The sequence below is a fragment of the Microbacterium sp. Yaish 1 genome (assembly GCF_002245215.1).
In the GTDB taxonomy this organism is placed as follows: domain Bacteria; phylum Actinomycetota; class Actinomycetes; order Actinomycetales; family Microbacteriaceae; genus Microbacterium.
On record NZ_NPMR01000001.1, the window covers coordinates 959,419 to 979,097 of the forward strand.

16 protein-coding genes are annotated in these 19,679 nt (G+C 68.1%); 8 read left to right on the forward strand and 8 right to left on the reverse strand.

Annotated features, from left to right (window positions below):
- Positions 1 to 420: 420 nt before the first annotated feature.
- The 3 genes from CI089_RS04470 to CI089_RS04480 are packed head-to-tail and all read right to left on the reverse strand — an operon-like array spanning position 421 to position 3,198.
- The gene (locus CI089_RS04470; RefSeq protein WP_179223223.1) at positions 421 to 1,521 is read right to left on the reverse strand and encodes a glycosyltransferase; all 1,101 of its coding nucleotides are present in this window, start codon (positions 1,519 to 1,521) and stop codon (positions 421 to 423) included.
- On the reverse strand, positions 1,514 to 2,641 hold the full coding sequence (locus CI089_RS04475) for a glycosyltransferase (protein ID WP_179223224.1): 1,128 nt from the start codon (positions 2,639 to 2,641) through the stop codon (positions 1,514 to 1,516). Before CI089_RS04475 ends, CI089_RS04470 begins: the two co-directional genes overlap by 8 nt.
- On the reverse strand, positions 2,638 to 3,198 hold the full coding sequence (locus tag CI089_RS04480; RefSeq protein ID WP_373441581.1) for an acetyltransferase: 561 nt from the start codon (positions 3,196 to 3,198) through the stop codon (positions 2,638 to 2,640). Before CI089_RS04480 ends, CI089_RS04475 begins: the two co-directional genes overlap by 4 nt.
- A gap of 67 nt (positions 3,199 to 3,265) precedes the next feature.
- Here CI089_RS04480 and CI089_RS04485 point away from each other — a divergent pair, with 67 nt between their 5' ends.
- The 5 genes from CI089_RS04485 (at position 3,266) to CI089_RS04505 (ending at position 9,413) form a co-directional block, all read left to right on the forward strand.
- Complete coding sequence (locus tag CI089_RS04485; protein ID WP_094261234.1) at positions 3,266 to 4,558, forward strand: glycosyltransferase; 1,293 nt, start codon at positions 3,266 to 3,268, stop codon at positions 4,556 to 4,558.
- A complete protein-coding gene (gene gmd, locus CI089_RS04490; RefSeq protein WP_094260450.1) occupies positions 4,555 to 5,583 on the forward strand; it encodes a GDP-mannose 4,6-dehydratase in 1,029 nt (342 codons plus the stop codon). The genes CI089_RS04485 and gmd overlap by 4 nt, the downstream gene beginning before the upstream one ends.
- Positions 5,580 to 6,560, forward strand: a complete 981-nt coding sequence (locus CI089_RS04495; RefSeq protein WP_094260451.1) for a GDP-L-fucose synthase family protein — start codon at positions 5,580 to 5,582, stop codon at positions 6,558 to 6,560. Before gmd ends, CI089_RS04495 begins: the two co-directional genes overlap by 4 nt.
- A gap of 437 nt (positions 6,561 to 6,997) precedes the next feature.
- Positions 6,998 to 8,023 (forward strand): acyltransferase family protein, encoded by a 1,026-nt coding sequence (locus CI089_RS04500; protein ID WP_143738892.1) that lies wholly within the window; start codon positions 6,998 to 7,000, stop codon positions 8,021 to 8,023.
- 4 nt (positions 8,024 to 8,027) lie between these two features.
- Positions 8,028 to 9,413 (forward strand): hypothetical protein, encoded by a 1,386-nt coding sequence (locus CI089_RS04505; protein WP_094260453.1) that lies wholly within the window; start codon positions 8,028 to 8,030, stop codon positions 9,411 to 9,413.
- 134 nt (positions 9,414 to 9,547) lie between these two features.
- On the opposite strand, the gene CI089_RS04510 is transcribed toward CI089_RS04505, so the two are convergent.
- From CI089_RS04510 to CI089_RS04520, 3 genes are all read right to left on the reverse strand, one after another.
- The gene (locus CI089_RS04510; protein WP_094260454.1) at positions 9,548 to 9,730 is read right to left on the reverse strand and encodes a hypothetical protein; all 183 of its coding nucleotides are present in this window, start codon (positions 9,728 to 9,730) and stop codon (positions 9,548 to 9,550) included.
- 403 nt (positions 9,731 to 10,133) lie between these two features.
- A complete protein-coding gene (locus tag CI089_RS04515; protein ID WP_143738894.1) occupies positions 10,134 to 12,695 on the reverse strand; it encodes a DUF5979 domain-containing protein in 2,562 nt (853 codons plus the stop codon).
- Positions 12,696 to 12,894: 199 nt separating this feature from the next.
- Positions 12,895 to 15,489, reverse strand: coding sequence for a LuxR C-terminal-related transcriptional regulator (locus CI089_RS04520; RefSeq protein WP_094260456.1), 2,595 nt, complete (start codon positions 15,487 to 15,489; stop codon positions 12,895 to 12,897).
- Between the two features lie 171 nt (positions 15,490 to 15,660).
- Here CI089_RS04520 and CI089_RS04525 point away from each other — a divergent pair, with 171 nt between their 5' ends.
- Positions 15,661 to 17,046 (forward strand): HNH endonuclease signature motif containing protein, encoded by a 1,386-nt coding sequence (locus tag CI089_RS04525; RefSeq protein ID WP_094260457.1) that lies wholly within the window; start codon positions 15,661 to 15,663, stop codon positions 17,044 to 17,046.
- A gap of 42 nt (positions 17,047 to 17,088) precedes the next feature.
- Entirely contained in the window at positions 17,089 to 17,595 is a 507-nt protein-coding gene (locus CI089_RS04530; RefSeq protein WP_094260458.1) for a hypothetical protein, read from the forward strand.
- A gap of 17 nt (positions 17,596 to 17,612) precedes the next feature.
- On the opposite strand, the gene CI089_RS04535 is transcribed toward CI089_RS04530, so the two are convergent.
- Positions 17,613 to 18,101 carry an SRPBCC family protein gene (locus tag CI089_RS04535; RefSeq protein ID WP_094260459.1) on the reverse strand — a complete coding sequence of 163 codons (489 nt, stop codon included), beginning with the start codon at positions 18,099 to 18,101 and terminating at the stop codon, positions 17,613 to 17,615.
- Between the two features lie 220 nt (positions 18,102 to 18,321).
- On the opposite strand from CI089_RS04535, the gene CI089_RS04540 reads away from it, so the two are divergent.
- Entirely contained in the window at positions 18,322 to 19,257 is a 936-nt protein-coding gene (locus tag CI089_RS04540; RefSeq protein ID WP_094260460.1) for an aldo/keto reductase, read from the forward strand.
- A gap of 11 nt (positions 19,258 to 19,268) precedes the next feature.
- Here CI089_RS04540 and CI089_RS16700 read toward each other — a convergent pair whose 3' ends face one another.
- Positions 19,269 to 19,679: an excalibur calcium-binding domain-containing protein gene (locus CI089_RS16700; RefSeq protein ID WP_306426966.1), complete on the reverse strand. Its 411-nt coding sequence runs from the start codon at positions 19,677 to 19,679 to the stop codon at positions 19,269 to 19,271.

Genomic DNA, 19,679 nt, shown 5'->3' on the forward strand with positions numbered 1-19,679 from the left:
GCGCGCAGACGAGACGGTCCACTCCGCGGATCGTCGCCCCGCAGACAGCAGCTCTTCATCGTCCTGCAAGAGGCGGATCCTCAGCTCGACATTCTCGGCGAGAGACTCCCAGACCGGCATCCGGTAAGGCGCGGCATTATTGGTCACCCAGAGGACGCGGGGCTTCCCAGACAGCGATGACACACAAGCTCCCCAGCGGCCCGACGGCAGGAAAGACCGTCGGGGCCACAATGGTCATTTCGGGTATGACAATCGTGGAGTCGAAGCCCCCCCGCGAGCGGAGTCCCCTAGGCCCTCATCGAGGTCGCTGTCGGAGCGTACCGCATAACGCGAACCGGATCGTTCGCTTCGGATGCCGGACGATGAACATCTTGCCGCAGTCGTGTGAACGGTGACACCCGTCGCACTCGCTCGCTCGCCTCATCCGTCCAGCATCGAACGAACGCCGCGTTGAAAGTTCGCGACCATGTCGCGCAGCCTTGGGGGGTGAGGCCAATCCTCAGCAGGGTGCGATGGTGCTCCGCGCATCGCCACGCCCATGGTCTCGGCGAACGTCCCTGCGTCATCAGCCACGAGCTTGGCGAGGCTGCCACCCCGCAGGTACTCGAGTTCAGGAGCATGCCAGGGCCAGTCCGTGGTGATGAGCGGTGTACGAGCCGCTAGACAGTCGACCGCGAGCAACCCGACACGGCCCGGATTGACGACCGCTCGCGCTCCGCGCAAGACAGCAGCCTTGTCGGTGACACCGCCGTAGCCCAGCCTGGTCACCTGTCCACGAGCGACTGCCCGGCCCAGAAGCTCGGCCTGGTCGCCGCGGCCGAGCACCACGATGTGCACGTCGATGCCTCGTCGGTGGGCGATGTCCAGCGACTCTGCGAGGAATCTGATTCGTTTGCTCTCGTCGAGACCACCGATGTACGCGAGATAGGGGGCGTCGGGTACACCGCGCTCACTCAGCGCCGCACGCGCCCCCGCGACCGACAGCTGGTCCAGCGCGCGCAACAATTCGTCAGAGTCGATGGTGTTCATGACGGTAGTGATATTGCGCGGGCTTACACCGGTGTTCCTGGCGAACTCCGCGCCCCCGGGGGTATACGCGAAGACGTGGTGAGCGCGTCGTAGCTGCCATCGTTCGACCAGGCCGTCCACGACGTTCAGAGGAGAGGTGTAGGACGCGATGTGGCCCCACACGCCCACGCGAGTCTCTCCCCGGCGCGCCAGCGCGGAGACCGCGTCCAACGATGACCCCTGGTGTGGCACGATGACCGCTTCAGATCCGCGCCAAAGCGAACGTGAGTAAGTGAGCGACAGATGCCGGCCGCCGATCTCGACTATTCGCGGCGCCACTGTCTCGAGCCACTCCGCCGTGGCAGCATCTCCCCGCGCCTTCTGGCTCTTCGTCGGCTCTCCCGCGATGACTCGTAGGCGAACGTCGTCGTCTCGAAGCGCCTGAGCCAAGCCATCGAAGAAGGCCACGCGGTAGCGCGGCACGTAGGGCTGCACGATCGACAGCTCACGCATGCCGTGCCGGTTCCTGAGCGAGCTCATACTCCCGCTCCAGCGTCGCCGCGACAGCTTCAATGTCGAGTTCCGTTTCCACGTAACGCCGCGCGCCGTCGCGCAGCTCTTTCGAGCGCGCTGGCGACCTCCACACCTCTTGCACGGCATTCGCCAGCGCTTCGACGGAGCCGTCTGTCACCATCGCGGCGCCATATCGTTCACAATCGCGCGCAATGCCAAGCGACGAGGTGGTCACGACAGGAGTCCCCGCGATGAAGGCCTCGAGGACGGACATCGGGAACACCTCGTTCACTGAGGGAAGCACGTACACCCGAGCGGACGCGAGAGCATCGGCGGTCTCCGATGGCGGAAGCGGCCCCGACCACACGAGCCGGTCACCCATCCGCGCCGCGTCGATCGCGGCTGCGACTTTGCCGCCTTCGCCTTCGTCGGGTCCGATGATCCGGAACGTCGTAGTCGGCAGGCGATCCGCCAGCAGCCGGGCCATCTCGACGAACGCCAGGGGCCGCTTGCGCTCGTGCAGTCGAGCAAGAAACACAACCTCGTCACGTCGACCGTCATAGGGCGGCGGCGGCGTGGGCTCCACACCGTTGACAAGGCGCGTCACGCGTGCGGCGGATGCGAGATCAGCGAGATCGGCATGCTCCCGCTCCGTCAGGACGAGCCAGGCCCGCGCACGCCGCAACACTCTTCGCATCGCGACGGCATCGAGCAGCTTGGCGAGGAGACGATCGGAGGCGTCCACCATGCCGTGGGGCTGCACGACAAAGGGGACCCCCGACGTCGCGGACAGCATCGCCGCGGGGAGGGTGACCAGGTCACGGGCGAGATGGATGTGCGCGACGTCGGTGTCGCTGAGGTCACGACGCAACGCTCGCTGCATCCCCTCCGGCCACAGCGTGGCAAATCCGCCAAAAGGCGCCAGCCGCCGAGCGGGAAAGGTACGCAACCGGTAGCCGTCCTGGACAACATCGTTCGCCTCGTCACGCGGACTGCCGGCGTAAACCGTGACCTCGTGCCCGCGGCGAGCCAGGGCCTTAGCTTGGGCGAGAGCGACCCGCGTCGGCCCGCCGAACGCGCCGTCCGACGACGAATAGGTGACGACGTGCGCGATTTTCACTCGGGCACGGCCGTCTTCGAGAAGCGCGGAGCGACGTACGCCAGCGGATTGCCGCCCCACACCTCGGCATCCGGAACGAGGCGTCCGTCGATCAGGCTCAACGGGCGCACGAGCGCGCTCCGTCCTACGCGGCTCCCCCCGAGCACGACGCACCGGGATGTGATCCATGCCCCGTCCCCGATGTGGACCGGGCGCGTGATCAGCGCCATGTCGCGTCGGTGCGCATGGCTACCCGTAGTGATGAAGGTCTCCTGCGAGATGACGGCATCATGACCGACATACACATGATCCTGGTTGTGGAACCAGACGCCTTCTCCGATCCATGAGCGGTCTCCAATATGGAGCTTCCACGGAAACTTGACCCGCGTCCGCGGGCGGAAGACGACTCCGCGACCGATCTCGGCGCCGAACGCGCGAAGGGCGCGGATGCGTAAGCCGGAGCTGATCTGCCACGGATTGGTGACGAGCAGGAGTTCGACCACTGCCCACAGGTAGACCTGCCAAGTGGGACGGCCCCAGGCCGCACGCTCGCCAGGCGCCTGGGAGAGGTCGATCACCGGGATGTCATCCAATGTGCGCCCTCCGTAACGACTGCGAAACGATGCCCGCTATATGGTCGGGGGTATGCCGAAGGATGCCCCCGCTGTCACTGTAGTCGGCATCAACTACCCCCCGGAGCCCACAGGCATCGCCCCGTACACCGGAGCGATGACTCGGGGCCTCGCCGCCCGCGGAAACCGCGTGCGAGCGGTAACGGCTCACCCTCATTATCCGGACTGGCAGGTCGCGCCAGGTTACGGCCAGTGGTCGCGCCGTGAACATCTCGCGTCGGTCGCGGTGCACCGGGTCCGGCACTACGTGCCGCGCCCTCCAACGGGTCTACGAAGGCTGCTCTCGGAGATCACTTTCGGTGTCCGGGCGGCGATGACACGGTGGGGCCGGCCTAACGTTCTGGTGTTCGTGTCTCCAGCGCTCTTCGCGACGTGCATCGGCATGCTCCGCGCGAAACTCACCCACAGACGCACTCCAACTGTCGTCTGGGTGCAGGACCTGTACAGTCTCGGGCTTGCCGAAACCGGTCAAGGCGCCGGCGTCACCGGGCGGATTATGAGGCTCGCCGAGGGCAGCGTTCTGAGAGCGGCAGACAAGGTCGTCGTCATCCACGACCGATTCGCTCGCCGCGTTTCGGACGACTTCGGGGTGGCTCGCGACCGCATCAGTGTCGTGCGGAACTGGACGCACCTGCCCTCCTTGCCCGCGGTGGATCGAGCTGCTGTCCGCAAGAGCCTCGGGTGGGGCGACGAGACCGTCGTACTGCACGCCGGCAATATGGGAGTCAAGCAGGGGCTCGAGAACGTCGTCGAAGCGGCTCGTCTTTCGGATGACACTAAGGCCGGCGTACGTTTCGTCCTTCTCGGAAACGGCGGCGAGCGGGCCGCACTCGAGTCGTCGGCGGAGGGCGTGACTCAACTCGATTTCCTCGACCCTTTGCCAGACGCTCAGTTCGCGACAGCTCTGGCCGCCGCCGATGTTCTCCTTGTGAACGAGAAGCCCGGCGTCTCGGAGATGGCTGTGCCGAGCAAGCTCACCTCATACTTCTCGACAGGCCGCCCCGTGCTGGCCGCTACCGACGAGAGCGGCATTACGGCCGAAGAGATTCGCGCTGCTGAGGCGGGAGTGGTTGTTCCGGCGGGCTCTCCGTCAGCGCTCCTCGAAGCGGCCGTTTCTCTCGGTCGTGATGCCGCGCGCGCCGACGCGCTGGGTGCTAGTGGGCGTCGGTACAGAGAGACCGTTCTCGACGAATCCTTCGCGATCGATCGCTTCGCTAACCTACTGGAGCAGCTCATCCGTGGGGGACATGAGCAGCATGGAGCTCCCTCGACTCGTCATAGCCCCCCGGATGGAGCTTCATCTTGACCAAGCGCGCACTCATCACCGGCATCACGGGCCAGGATGGTTCCTACCTCGCAGAGCTACTGCTGTCGAAGGGATACGAGGTGCACGGCCTGATTCGCCGCGCGTCTACCTTCAACACGCACCGGATCGACCACCTCTACGTCGACCCTCACGAGCCCGGCGCCAAGCTGTTCCTGCACTACGGTGACCTCTCCGACGGCGCGCGCATGGTCACGCTCATGTCGGAGATCAACCCCGACGAGGTTTACAACCTGGCCGCGCAGTCGCACGTGCGAGTTTCGTTCGACGAGCCCGAGCACACGGCCGACACCACCGGCACCGGCACGATCCGATTGCTCGAGGCAGTTCGCCTCTCGGGAATCACGACCCGCTTTTACCAGGCATCGACCTCCGAGCTCTACGGCGCCACTCCCCCGCCGCAGAACGAAGAGACTCCGTTCTACCCCCGCTCGCCCTATGGCGTCGCGAAGCTGTACTCGTACTGGATCACCAAGAACTACCGCGAGGCGTACGACATGTTCGCGGTCAACGGCATCCTCTTCAACCACGAGTCGCCGCGTCGCGGCGAGACATTCGTGACGCGCAAGATCACGCGTGCCGTCGCTCGCATCAAGGCGGGCGTTCAGAAAGACATCTACCTCGGCAACCTCGACTCCATCCGCGACTGGGGGTACGCCGCCGAGTACGTCGAAGGCATGTGGCGGATGCTGCAGGTCGACGAGCCCGAGGACTTCGTTCTCGCCACCGGTGTCGGCTACACGATCCGCGACTTCCTGGAAACGGCGTTCGGACACGTCGGCCTCGACTGGCGGGAGTACGTGAAGTTCGACGAGCGCTACCTGCGTCCCACCGAGGTCGACGCCCTCATCGGCGAGCCCGCGAAGGCTGCGGACAAGCTCGGCTGGGTTCCCACCATCGATGGGAAGGAACTGGCGAAGCTGATGGTTGATGCAGACGTGGAAGCACTCGAACAGGGCCCCGATTGGATCGACACTGTGAAGCTCGCCTCGTGGGGCCACAAGTGACCGCCAGCGACGGACTGACCTACACGCCGGGCGAGCTCGACCGCGACGCGACGTTCTACGTCGCGGGTCACCGCGGGCTCGTTGGCTCGGCCATCGTGCGCCGGCTCGAGAAGGCCGGGTTCACCAATGTCGTCGGCAAGATGTCGAAGGAGCTCGACCTCAAGAACCGCGATGATGTCTTCGCGTACCTCGGCGAGATCAAGCCGAAATACGTCGTGTTGGCGGCAGCCAAGGTCGGCGGCATCATGGCGAACAGCACGTACCCCGTCGACTTCCTCAGCGACAACATGCGCATCCAGACGAACGTGCTCGATGCCGCACTCGCGAACGACGTCGAACGTGTCGCCTTCCTCGGCTCGTCGTGCATCTACCCCAAGTTCGCCGAGCAGCCCATCCGCGAGGACTCGCTGCTGACGGGCCACCTGGAGCCGACGAACGACGCCTATGCGATCGCAAAGATCGCCGGCATCCTGCACACTCAGGCGGTCCGGCGACAGTACGGGCTTCCCTGGATCTCGGCCATGCCGACGAACCTCTACGGGCCGAACGACAACTTCTCGCCGCAGGGCTCTCACGTCCTGCCCGCGCTCATCCGTCGTTATGACGAGGCGGCGCGTTCGGGTGCGAGCTCCGTGACGAACTGGGGCACCGGGACCCCGCGCCGCGAGTTCCTCCACTCCGACGACATGGCGGATGCTGTGCTCCACCTGCTCGAGCACTACGACGGCCCGGAGCAGGTCAATGTCGGCACCGGGACCGACGTCACGATTCGCGAGATCGCCGAGACGATCGCCGACGTCACCGGCTTCGAGGGCGAGACCGAGTGGGACACCTCGAAGCCCGATGGAACGCCGCAGAAGCTGCTCGACGTATCGAAGCTCGCCGAGGCTGGCTGGACCGCTCAGATCTCGCTGCAGGAGGGCTTGGAGCGCACCGTGGCCTGGTACCACGACAACGTGGAGCGCATTCGCGAGTGAGCGCCTTCCGCCACATCGTGCTGTTCGGCATCCACGATGAGGTCTCGGATGAACGAGTGACCGAAGCGATCGACGCGCTTCACTGCACCGGTGCCTGGGTCGACGGCCCGATCGACTCTTCGAACCCGCGGGCGGCACCGCTCGAGCCACCGGCGCCCAGTGTGGGCCGTGGAAGGGTCGCTCGCCTGGCACGCGAGCGTCGGCGAAGCGCGACGTGCATTACCGGGCCAGGACTAACCCGAGCCTTAAGACGCAGAGCCGCCCGTCTAGCCGGTCCGCGGCGCGCGCCCCTTCAAAGTCAAGCAGGTCAGCAACGTGGGTCATGAGCCAATTCTCCGCTGGGCCGGCCGGCGCGATCAGCCACCCGCGATACCTGGCCGATCGTTGCCGACTGCGGCGACAGGCGACAGGCGACAGGCACACATAGACTTCGTCCCGTGCGAACGGAACAGAGGGCGCGGTCAGGCGCAATCGACATGGTCCGAGTGATCGGAATCGTTGCTGTCGTCGCGGGACACATCTCCACAGAAGGCGTGATCCGCCCTCTCCTCTACAGCTGGCATGTCCCGTTGTTCTTCGTGCTCGTCGGGTACTTCTGGTCTGCCGAGCGAACGCTGCGAGCCGAGACTGTCTCTCGGTTGCGCTCCCTCGTCGTTCCAACCCTCGTATGGGGCACGGGCATCTACCTTGCCTACAGCGCAATCAACCTGCTCGCGGGCAGTTTCGATGGCGCGGTGCCGGTCTCGGCCTACATGGCCTACTGGTTCACACCCGCCCTCTTGATGGCCGCCCTCGTCTGCCGATTGCTGTCTCCGCTCCCGGCATGGGTGAGTTGGGCTGTGGCTTCCGTGGGCGTCGGGGCGGCGTATGTTGCTAACGATATCGTCGCGTCGGCACCTCTCTATGTTGGCGCAGCACTGCCCGGGCTCTTCTTCGTGATGATCGGTCGCGCCGCCCGTCGCTACCGCGGGCGATTGCGTCTGCGGTTTGTCCTGCCCGTGTTCGCGACCGTTGTTTCGCTGATCGCGCTCGGCGTTTCCGCGCCGGTGGACATGAAGAACGGCGATCTGGGCACGCCGATCCTCAGCGTTCTCGCGGCTGCGGTGATTTCGTTGACGCTTATCGTAGTTTCCGAGACATACGCACCGCGCCTCCCAAGGGTCGTCTCCACCGTCGCCACCCACCTAGCGCTCTCAGGATGGGCAGTGATCCTTGGCCACGCTGCGTTCATCCTCGCGTTCAGGCACCTGGGCGCTCCCCCGGCGTTCGTGTTCCTGAGCGCACTCGTCCTGCCCTGGGTGATCGGACTCGTCGCCCTACCAACGCGCGCCTCGCCAGCAGTGAACGGCAGTCCAAAACAGGTCGGGCTGGGGTCCGGGAGTAGCACTTCGCCGCGCTCGAGCACCAAACGGCCTGTCGCGTCGAACGGCGCGAGTCACGCGACGCGCCCGTGCGAGGATTAGGCGCATGCCCGCCCCTCGCACACTCATCCTGTGGGCGGTCGTTGCCGCCACGGTGATCGTCGCCGTGGTACTGGCGGTCTCGAGCTCGCCCGAGTCCACGTGGCTCCCGTTCGCAGTACCGCTTGCTCCTCTGCTCCTGCTTGCATCGATGCGGTCGCGTCTGCAGATCGTGCCGCTTTCGCCGGTTTGGCTGATTGGTATCATCATCGCTGTCGTCGGCGCGTTCGGCTACGTTCTTGCTGAGCCGCTCGCGGGTATGGCCGGCGGCGGGATCATACTGAATCTCCCCGTGGCGGATCGAGCGCCAACAGCCTACGTCTACGCGGTATCCGTCGCCGCGTTCTGCGTAGGGGCTCTTGCCGCCTCGCTGTTCACCCGACGGCGTGATCGTCTGGCGCTCACGGCCGTTGAGGTGTCCCCCCGTGGCCAGCTTTGGATGAATGCGATAGCCCTCGTGCCCTTCACGATGGTGCTAATCGCCTTGGGCAGCACCATTATCAGCCGCGATGTGTACCTCGCGGGCGCCAGTTCCAAAGCCTTATTCGGCTTGGGCCAACAACTTGCCACAGCTACGACGGCTCTCCTCGGCTACGTGGTCGCGGCAGGTAATAGGGGCCGGCGAGCCTTTGCGCTGCTGCTCACCGTCGCCTACCTCGCAACGTTCTTCGCGCTCGGCTCTCGCCGGCTCGCGCTCTTGCCGATCGTTTTCATCATCGGCATGCTCATGGCAAAGCCGACGCGTATCTGTCTCAAGCTCGCCGTCGCGGGTGCTGTCGCAGTCGTCTTACTCCCTCTGCCATTGTTCCTCCGCAACCTGTCACAGCACGGCCTCGCGGCTTACACGGAAGCACTCGGAGGCTATGATCTCGGCGAGGTTGACTGGCTCACCACGATCAATAACGTGCTGATCTCATTCCCGACGACAGGCATGTCCGCCTTCCACGTCAACCGCTTACCGCTTGACTACTTGTGGATCAGTATCAATCCCCTGCCTGGCCAAGACGCTGGCTGGTACAGCATCGCGTCATCACTCACCCTCAACCAATGGACGCCGTATTCGACTCTCGGCGAGTTGTGGAACTACGGCACCTTGCCGGCGCTCCTCGTCTGGGGCGCATTCGGTGTCTTCGCCGTTATCCTCGACCGCGCGGTTGGCTATTTGTGGGAGGCGCGCATACCGTTTGTGAGCCTCGCCATCGTCGGACTGTCAGCATTGTTCGCAATCCAAACACTGCAGTACAACCTGCGGTCATCCTCGAGGATGCTGCTGTACGCGCTTCTGATCGCGGCAGGGGCCACGTTTTATATCAAGCTGCGTGACAACGCTCGACGCGCGGACGTCGATCGAGCCGCGCACGCCGGGCGTCGAAACGCTCTGCATGCCCGGTAGCGTGGTCCCGCTCTGCGCTATCCCCGCGTGGTCCGCATCTTCGACATCGGCGGGCACCTAGGGCATGTGAGCGCTCCGGGGGGGGCGACAGCGGTCTCCTCAGTGAGGGCCCGATTCTAGCGACCGCGCCCGCCTCAGTGCAGGTCGCGCACGCGAAGGAGCGAGAGCTTGCGGTGCGTGAGCCCTGAGCGCACTCGCACCATGCTGCATCCGCCCGGCACGAGCTCATCGCGGATCTCCGCGGTCAGCATGAAGGGCTGAACCTGTCGCCAGCCGTCGGCGGCGTCGTAGATGTGAGTCACTCGATACTTGCGCATGGTTCCTCCCCGTCCGATGACCGGCCCCGATCGGCGCGCGTCGGGCCCAGCGCCCGACGGACGCGACGATACGCGCCTCGGGCTTCGAGCACAGGAGGCCTGAGTGAACCCAGGGCTACGACCCGTATCGGCTACCGGTCCGGTTGCGCTGGCGCTGAGATTCCGGCGCTACGGAGCCGCCCGCGGCATCCGTCTCCCGCGTAACGTGGCGTGGACCGAGAACCGTCAGGGGCCGTCGTGGACACCACCGTTTTCTTCATCGCCGCTTTGCTCGCCGTCGCCGCGATCGCGACCGCGGCCGCGTACGGTCGGCGCCGCGGCCGCCGCAAGCGCTGACCGAACGAGCGAGTGGCCGAAGCGATCGATGCACTCCGGCCACTCATTGCCACTTGGCAATACCGCTCTACTCGGCCGCAGCTCCCGAGCGCGAGCGCCGCGTGCGGGATGCCGTCAGCACCGCTGCTCCCACGGCGAGCATGAGAACCGCAGCCCCGGTCGCCCACCACACGGTCGCCTCGCCGCCCGGCACACCGGTGGCGGCGAGGTCACTCGGGTCGCCCGAGGTCGTCACCGCGAGCTCCGGCGCGGTGAGCGTGTTCGTCAGCGTCACCTCGACGACCGTGCCGTCGCCGATCGTCACGCTCACCGGGCTGAACGCCGGAGCCTCCCACGTCGCGCCCTCGATGTCGGCGGGCGCGATCTCCGTGAGGGTGACCTGCGCACCGAAGGGCAGCTGCGGGCTCGTCACGGTCTGACCGGCACGGACGGTCAGCTCACCCTCGGCGCCGCCGAAACCGACGCCGGCGGGGTACGCGTAGTGCACGGTGAACTCGGTGTCGGCCGGCACCTGACCCGCGGCGTTGCCCTCGATGACCTTGTGGATCGAGAACGCGCCCGTGTTCAGGTCGAGCAGGTTCGTCAGCGTGATCCGCGCGGTCTCGTTCTGCACGACCGTGAACGTGTTGCCCGGCTCGAAGGTCGGGGCCGCCCACGTGCCTCCCGTGATCGCGACGGGCGCTTCGCTGAGCGTGACCTCGGCGCCGGCGGGCGCGGTGACGGCCACGGCATCCTCGTCCGCGGCGACCGTGACCGTTCCCGACCCCGCCTCGATGCCGAGCTCGCTGTTCGCAGGCCACGCGTAGTCGACCTCGAAGGTGCGGTCGACGACCAGGTCGGCGGCGTCACCGGTGAGCTTCTTCTCGATCGCGAAGAACCCGACGTCGCGGGCGATCACGTTCGTCGCGGTCACGGTCGCGCCGACCGAATCGGCGCCGATGGTCATCGTCTGCGGCGAGACGCTCGATCCGGTCCACGTGCCGCCGGGAACATCGGCCGGCGCGGTCTCGGCGAAGCTGACCTCCGCCCCCACGGGCAGCGCGGGGAACTCCACGATCGACCCGTCGGCGGGAAGCGCGACGGATGCCGAGCCGGCCGCGATCGCGAGCTCGGGGTTCGCGGGCCACGACGCCGTGAGCTCGAACGCGGTGCCCTCCGGCATCCGCATCCCATCCGGGTTGTCGAGCTGCTTGCGCGCCTGCACGGCCTGCGTCTGCAACGCCGCAGCGTTCGTGAGCGTGACGTCGAGCGGCGTCGACGAGTGCGTCGCGGTGAAGCTGAACGAGCCGTCGCGGGCGGGCGCGACGGGAGCGCCGGCGAGCGTCAGCACCGACGATCCGTCGACATTGCTCGGCCACGGGTCGACCTCTTTCAGCGTCACCGTCGAGCCGGCGTAGATGTCGGAGCTCGTGTACGACCAGTCGTTGCCGGCGTCGAGCGTGATGGTGCCCGAGGTGGGGGCCGGGATGCCGCCGGGGTACGCGATCGTGTAGTCGACCCGGATGCCGTCGGGCGCGATGACACCCGCATCGAGGTCGAAGGTCTTCCGCAGCTGGAACCGGGCGTAGTTCTGACCGACCGCCGAGCCGCTGCTGCTGTACCGGGTCGCGGTCGACACGGCCTCGCGAGCCGTCCCGCCGATCGCGACGGTGGCGTCGTTGCGGTACGAGCCGGGCCCCGTGACGCCCTTGCCGCCGTCCTCCGCGATGACGTCCCAGTTCACGCGGTACACCGATCCGGTCAGCGCGACGGGGTTCTCCGCGGCATCCTGACCGGAGCAGCCCGTGCCGGCGGTCGTCTCGAACCGCACCTGCCGGCCACCGTCGCTGACGGTGTACTGCGACGGGTCGAGGTCGGTCCAGACCGGCGTCTGCTGGTTCCACCGGTCGGTGACGACGCAGCTCGCGCGCTGGACGCGAGGCGATCCCTCGACGAGCGTGAAGGGGTTCTGCTCATCGAAACGGTCGGTGACGGTCACCGTCTGTCCAGCGGCGAGCGAACGCCCGTCGTCCTCCGACTGCACGCCCTGGCCGCGGGTCGGCACGCCGATCCACCAGTGCACGGCGTCGTTCGCGTTCTCGTACCAGCCGCTCTTCCACGGATTCCAGACGCCGTCATAGCTGCAGTTCTCGGCGCAGTACCGCGATGTGATGTGCACGGGCGGCGTCGCCACGCCCCCGACCGTGAACGTCGCGCTGGGAACGGCCTCGGTATTACTGAGGTCGACCTGCGCGCGGATCGTGAACTCGCCTCGGATGTCGAGGGGGTTCGACATGACGTAGTCGTCGTCGATGACGCACTCGACCCGGCTCGCCGTGACGGTGCACGTGCCGTTGCCGATGCTGAACGACGTGCCCTGGCCGATGAGCTCGGACGGCAGGTCGAACGCGACACGAAGCGTCGGCGTCGCGGGCGACTCGCTCGCGTGCCACGTCACCTTCAGCGTCTGGACCGACTGGTCCTGGAAGGTGTCGTTCGTGAACTCGACGGTGTCGAGCACCGCCGACGACCCCGCCGCCAGTGCCGGCGCGGCACCGCCCCACATCCCGACGGCCAGCACGGCGACGGCGAGCGCCGCACTCGCCCTGCCCCTTCGACGCAGGCGCGTGCCTGCAGCATCATGTTCCATGTTTCCTCCCCAGACGCGCAGGGGTGTCGCCCCGAGCGCATCGTCCGTGTCGTCGCCCCCTTCGGCGACGACGGTTTCGCCGCGCTCGTAGCGAGGCTCATCCCACCGTCGCAGTCCGGTGACACGCCGGGCGCACCCGAGCCCGCGGCATAGTCCTTCGGCGGAGGATTTCACCCTCGGACTAGTACCGGCCCGCCACTCACGGCACGCGCGCGGGAACCTCCGGACCGAGGATGCCGAGCTCGCGGGCCACGTCGCACGCGGCGCGGCGCGACGTCACCCCGAGCTTGCGATAGATCGACTGCAACTGAGCCTTCACCGTCGACGGCGAGACGAACAGCGCCGCCGCGACGTCGCGGGTGCTCCCGTGCCGGTCGACCGCCGCGAGCACGACTCGCTCGCGATCGGTGAGCTCGACCGCCGCCGGCCGGGCAGCACCGCGGGCGCGGCCCGGGGTTCTGAGGTACCGCTGCAGCAACGGGGCGCTCCGCTGCGCGGCGAACTCCCCCAGTGCGAGCCGATCACGCGGAGGCAGCAAGGCGACATGCATCCGCGCGCCGTAGTGGTCGGATGCCAGCGCCGCCGCTCCGAGCCAGGCCCAGGCCCGTTCTTCGTCGCCGACCCGCAGCGCGGCGATCGCGCCCGACGTCTGCACCTCGGCGCGGGAACGGATCGTGTGACCGGTGCGTGCCAGCTCGGCCTCGGCCTGCTCGAACGCGGCGGCATCACGGCGCTCGGCCAGCAGCCACATCACGCGCGCGTGCGAGAGGTACGGGCTGTCGCTCGGCTGCGCCTCGAGCACCTCGGCCGCCCGGCGGTGATCGCCCGCGGCGAGCCAGGCCAGCGCGAGCGCGGCGTGGAGCTGCCGGCTCGCGATGTTCTCCCCCACGCCGGGCAGATCGCTGCGCTCGAGCTCGGTGCTGACGCGTTCGGCCTCGGCCGCCGCGAACCCCTTGCCGTGCCAGACGGCGAGGCTCGTCGCGGTGACCAGCGGCCAGCACTCGGACTGCGACTCCGTGGGGGCGAGCTTCAGCTGCTTAGCGGCACCGGCGAAGTCGAGCGCGTCCAAGCTGATCCAGGCCTCGGCGACGACCGCGAGACCGTTCGCCGACACCGGCCGCGGCGCCTGCAGAGGCCAGGTGCTGCGGTCGAGGGTCGCCAGCAGCGCCCGCGCCCGCACCGTGTCGCCCGCCGGGGCGGTCAGGGCCGCGGCGACGGCGGTCGACGAGTTCCGTGACGCCGGCTGCGACGACACCGACGCCGACGTCATCGCCGCTGACATCGCCTCGGGCAGACGCCCGCCCTGCCAGAGCGAGAGGCTCACTTGCCGCAGCATCGCGCCCAGCGGCTCTCCGACTCTCGACCTGGCGGCGGGCTCGATCCGAGCGATCAGCTCGAGGGCGCGCGCGCTCAGTTCGGTCGCGGCGCTCCCATCGCCGCGCAGCCGGTGCGCCGTCGCGCGGACGGTCATCCGGGTCACCTCATCGAGGGCCGGGTCGATGTACGTCGGGTACGACGGCGCGTCGATCGCCATCGCGAAGACACCGGCAGCCTCGGGCCAGCGCAGCGGGTTCGCCGAGAGTGCCAGGCCCAGGCCGAACGCCAGCATGGGATGCCGCGGAAGAACGTCCTGCGGCACGCGCTGCAGCACCGGAAGCAGCGTGTCGTCCGGGTAGCTGTCGGTGCTGGCCGCGACGAGGTGAGCGAGCACCCGGTCGGCGAGCGCCCAATCCATGCCCTCGACCGCCAGCTCGAGCGCGTGGCCGAGGGCGGTGCCGCCCTCGAGCAGAGACCGCGCGGCGGTCACGCACGACCGGCGGTAGCGCTCGCCATCGCGACGAGCACGCGCGCGGAACGCATCCTTCACGGGCTCGACGTACTGGAACACGCGCCCACCCGACGCGCAGGGAATCCACCGGCCGAAACCCTCCCGCTCGAGCGTCGTGAGCAGCGAATCGGCATCCGGGTTTCCGCTCAATCGGCGGGCGAGCGCAGCACCCACGAACGGAGCGACGGCGGTGTCGGTCACGAAGTCGGCCGTCGCCGGGCCGCTCAGCGACGCGGCGATCCGGTCGGCCACGACGCCGTGCCACTGACTCGGATCGAGACGGAGGATGTGGCCGACCTGCGAGATTTCGTCGACGACGGCGCGAACGGCGAGCGCGAACCCGCCCGTCGCTGCGACGACCTGGCGCGCGACGCGCTCATCGTCAGGTGCCCCCTGCTCGCGCAGGAGCGCGCCCACCTCGTCGGCGGTGAGCGACAGCTCGCCGTGACGGATGACCCGGGTGAGCCCGTCGTCGAGCGCAGCGACCGACAGCGCCGTATCGCCCCGCGTCGCCACGATGACGCGAAGCATCGGGTACATCGCGAGCAGGCGGACGAGGTCGCGGTCGATCTGATCGGTGAGCTCTCCGAGCCGCTCGTAGGCGTCGAGCACGAGCACGGCCGGATGATCGAGGGGGACGAGGCGGCGGGCGGTCTCGATCGGATCGGCGCCCGACTCGACCAGCTCGATCGCGGTCGCGGCCGCCTCCTCCGGCAGATGCCCCGCGCGCCCCGCGGCGGCGATCACCCGGCGCCACAGCATGAGACTGCTGGAGATGCCCGCCGGCACGGAGACGAGCACGACGTCGCGGGGGCGCTCGGTGCTCAGCACCCAGGTGCGCAGGAGCGTCGTCTTGCCCGCCCCGGTCGGCCCCTGGACGACGCTCAGCCGCACCAGCGGCGACTCGAGCACCCGCGTCAGCCGGGGCCGGTCGGGCACACCGGTGGCCGGCTCGATCCGATTCATCCCTCTACCTCGATTCGTGACACCGAAACGACCAGCCTAGAAAGCGCACCTTGGGAAAAATGGTCGGTTCTGACACATCAGCGATTCCTCCCCAGAACCGGCCGAGATTTGTTTTCCACAGATGTACGGATATTCGATACGAATGTCCGACCCCTCTGCCAAAATGGGAACATGACATCGAACGGCGACACCACCGACGAACCGGATGCCGGCTCGTCGAGCTCGCCGTACGCGGGCATCGTCGATCGGGTGTCCGAGGCCGACGACCTGCTTCATGCGGCGCACATCGCGATGACCCGCGCTCTCGCCGAGGCGGGACGCACCGCCGTCCAGCGCGCACGCACGAGCGAGCGGCCGCGCGGCATGGGGTCCGACATGGAGATGCGCTCGATCGCGGCGGAGATCGCCGGGGTGCGACGCTCGCACGACCGCCGTGCGCAGAGCGAGATCGACCACGCGCTGACCATCGTCGACGACTACCCCGCCGTGTTCGACGCATGGGAGCAGCAGCGCATCACGCGCGACCACGTCGATGTGGTCGTCAAGATGGGATGCGGCCTCGCCGATGACATCCGCCCCGACTACGAGCGGCAGGCGATCGCGATCTGCGAGCGCGACATCGCATCGCGGGTGCGCGAGCCGCTGCGCAACCTCGCCGCCCGCATGGGGTCCGAGTCATTCGCCGAGCGGCACCGCTCCGCTGCCGCCAAGCGAGGCGTCTGGGTGACGCACGGCACCGACGGCATGTCCGAGCTCGGCGCCACCCTGCCGACGGTGATCGCCACCGGCATCCATGATCGCCTCACCGCGATGGCGCAGTCCGTCAAAGATGCCCGCGCCACCGCCGCGGATGCGCCGGTGACGGATGCCGCGGGTGAGGGCTCTGCGGGTGAGGGTTCTGCGGGTGAGGGTTCTGCGGCGCCCGACGTTCGCACGATGGATCAGCTGCGCGCCGACATCCTCGGCGATCTGCTGCTCGGCGGCGCTCCGGTCGTCGACCCCACCTATGGCCGCGACGGCGCGGGGCCGCTGGGCGCGATCCGGGCGCGGGTGCAGGTGACGCTGACGTCCGAGACGGTGACCGGCGTCGACGATGCTCCCGCCGAGCTGGTGGGCGCCTCGCTCATCGACGCCGACACCGCCCGCAAGCTCGCCGGCCGCGCGCGGATCTGGAACCGGCTCTTCATCGACCCCATCACCCGCACGCCCGTCGAGGTCGACACCTACCGCCCGCCCGCGGCGATGAGCAGGCTGCTCAAAGCGAGAGACCAGCACTGCCGGTTCCCCGGATGCCGGCGGGCTGCGATCCGATGCGAACTCGATCACACGATCGATCACGCCCTCGGCGGCCACACCCACATCTTCAACCTCGCCCACCTCTGCCAAAGACACCACTCCATGAAGCAATTCACCAAGTGGGAAGTTCGGCAGCTCGGCGGCGGGGTCCTGGAATGGACCTCACCCCTCGGCAGGGTCTACCGCGAAGATGTTCCGATTCCGTCGGTCTGTTTCGTCCCCGATTCCGGCGGGCCGCCCGACGAGCCACCGCCCTTCTGACACGGGCTCTTCACGATCTGCGCCTCGGTTAGCCTGAGGAGCATGGCCGACCCCGCGCTTCCCGGCCGCGTGGCATTCGACGGATCCTCCCGCAGCTCACTCGAGCAGCGCCTCGAGGGAGCAGGGGTCCAGCTCAACGCTCACGCTCGGACGCTCCTGCTCGACCCGGTCTTCGACGCACCGATCGAGGGCGAGATCGCGATCATCGCGCTGTCCGCGGGCGAGCTCGGCTTCCCGGCCGGAGCGACATTGCCCCGCATCCTCGCCGCGGCTCGCGAACGCGGATTGCATCCGTGCCCGCCTCAAACCGGGCCCTACCTGCGGCTCGCATACCTCGGGCAGCCTTCAGCTCCGGACAACCGCACGAACGAGGGCCGCGCGCCCACGGCGTCGATGACGCTCGTGACCGAGCGCCTGAGCCCCGACGATGACTATCCGCGAGGCTTCTACCTGCGCACGATCGACGGCAAGCCCTGGCTGCGCGGATTCCGCTGCGACGACGAACACGTCTTCAGTGCCCACGATCGGCTCGTCTTCCGCAGCCGGTGACGCCTCGGCGCGGCCGTCTACGCCGTCCGCAGGCGCTCCGCTTCGGCGAGCACGACGGGATCCACGCATCCGCGGGCGAACCCGGCGATCCGCCGATCGATGTCGCGCTGCAGGATGACGCTGCCGATGCGCTCCGCGAGCGGCGCAAGCCACGCGGGGCGGCACGCGAAGTTGTAGCGCCAGACGGCCAGCGAACGCGACGGATCACCCTCGACCGGACTGAACCGCCACCCGCCGCCCATGCGCGCGAAGAACCACGAGCCTTTCGTCATCTTCATCCCCACGTTCGACGGCGGGTTGTACGAGACGTACTCGCTCTCCATCGCCAGACCGAAGCGCTGCACCGTGTACGTGCGGACGCCCTTCGCGGGCCGGACCGCGCCGATCAGGTGCTGCCGCCGGATGAAGGGATCCCACCGCTTGCGCACCTCACCCTGCGTCTGCGACACCGCGAAAGCGACGTCGGCGGGCACGGGAACGACGCAACGCGACTCGACGACCGGCACTCGCCCATCGTGGCACGGACCTGGCGAGGCGGGCCCTGAGCGTGGGCTCGCTCTGGGCTGGCAGTTGTTGCCCCTTCTGGGGCTGTGTGGGGGCACGAGCTGCCAGGTGAAGGGGATGCGACCCAGGTGAGCGCACGGCCCTCCCCTCGCTCCGACAGCCGATACTGAGAGGACGGCGGCAACCACCGTGTCCGTCCCGCCCCTGAATCAACGGAGAGTCATGCGCAGCGTCCCCCTCGGTCGGAGCAACATCCAGGTCCCCAACGTCGTCGCGGGCATGATGCGGATCGAGGAGCTGTCCGACGACGACATCCGCGCCCTCTACGACCGCTGCCGCGAGGTGGGCGTCGACTTCTTCGACCACGCCGACCTCTACGGCTCGTCGCGTCACGCGTGCGAGCGGCGCTTCACCGAAGCGCTCAAGCTCACGGCATCTGAGCGTGACGAGATCACGCTGCAGACCAAGACCGGCATCGTCGCCGACGACTGGCACTTCGACCACTCGTACGAGCACATCGTGACCTCGGCCGAAGAGTCGCTCGCAGCGCTCGGCACCGACCGCATCGACGTGCTGCTGCTTCACCGCCCCGACGCGCTCGTCGAACCCGAGGAGGTCGCCCGCGCCTTCGACCACCTCGAGTCATCGGGCAAGGTCCGCGCCTTCGGCGTCTCGAACCACACGCCCCGCCAGATCGACCTGCTGAAGACGGCGGTGACTCAGCCGCTCGTCGCGAACCAGGTGCAGCTGTCGATCACGCACTCGACGATCATCGCGCAGGGGCTCGCGTCGAACATGGCCGGCGAAGACGACTCGATCACCCGCGACGGCGGCGGGCTCGTCGACTACTCGCGCATAAACGGGATCACCCTGCAGGCGTGGTCACCGTTCCAGAAGGGCTTCTTCGACGGCGTCATCTTCGGCGCCGAGGAGTACCCCGAGCTCAACGCGAAGCTCGATGAGCTCGCCGCGAAGTACGGCGTCACCCCGACCGCCATCGCGACCGCGTGGATCACCCGCCACCCCGCCGGGATGCAGGTCGTCCTCGGCACCACGAACCCGCAGCGCGTCGCGGATGCCGCCGAAGGCAGCGACATCCCCCTCACCCGGGGCGACTGGTACGGGCTCATCCAGGCCGCCGGGCACAAGGTGCCCTGAGCCCGGAAGGCTCACTCGCAGCCGATGCCGTCGCCGTCCCGGTCGAGGTGCCGCCCGTAACCGGGGTCACCCGCCCGGACCGGAGCGGCGCCGGCGTTCCGGGTGCCTGAGCAGCGGGCGCCTGCACCGTCCGGGCGGACAGCTGACCCTCGAGGTCGGAGATCCGCGCAGCGCGGGCGTCGAGCTCGGTCTGCGACGCCGTCGCCGCGGTCTGCATCTCGGTCACCTGGGCCGTGGCGGTCTCGAGCGCCGCGGTCGCCGTTGCGAGATCGTCGAGCGCCTCGTCGAGATCCGCGCGGGCGTCGGTCAGCGCGGTGTCGTTCTCGACAGCCTGACCCCTCAGCGATTCCACCTCGGACTGGGCTCCGGCGCCATCGCCGCGCCCCCGCGCGGCCGGGCGTCGCAATGCGGACCGGCGGTAT

Coding starts and splice junctions, on each gene's coding strand:
- CI089_RS04470 (WP_179223223.1), bottom strand. CDS start 1,521: ATGCGTGAGCTGTCGATCGTGCAGCCCTACGTGCCGCGCTACCGCGTG.
- CI089_RS04485 (WP_094261234.1), top strand. CDS start 3,266: ATGCCGAAGGATGCCCCCGCTGTCACTGTAGTCGGCATCAACTACCCC.
- CI089_RS04505 (WP_094260453.1), top strand. CDS start 8,028: ATGCCCGCCCCTCGCACACTCATCCTGTGGGCGGTCGTTGCCGCCACG.
- CI089_RS04510 (WP_094260454.1), bottom strand. CDS start 9,730: ATGCGCAAGTATCGAGTGACTCACATCTACGACGCCGCCGACGGCTGG.
- CI089_RS04515 (WP_143738894.1), bottom strand. CDS start 12,695: ATGGAACATGATGCTGCAGGCACGCGCCTGCGTCGAAGGGGCAGGGCG.
- CI089_RS04520 (WP_094260456.1), bottom strand. CDS start 15,489: ATGAATCGGATCGAGCCGGCCACCGGTGTGCCCGACCGGCCCCGGCTG.
- CI089_RS04525 (WP_094260457.1), top strand. CDS start 15,661: ATGACATCGAACGGCGACACCACCGACGAACCGGATGCCGGCTCGTCG.
- CI089_RS04530 (WP_094260458.1), top strand. CDS start 17,089: ATGGCCGACCCCGCGCTTCCCGGCCGCGTGGCATTCGACGGATCCTCC.
- CI089_RS04540 (WP_094260460.1), top strand. CDS start 18,322: ATGCGCAGCGTCCCCCTCGGTCGGAGCAACATCCAGGTCCCCAACGTC.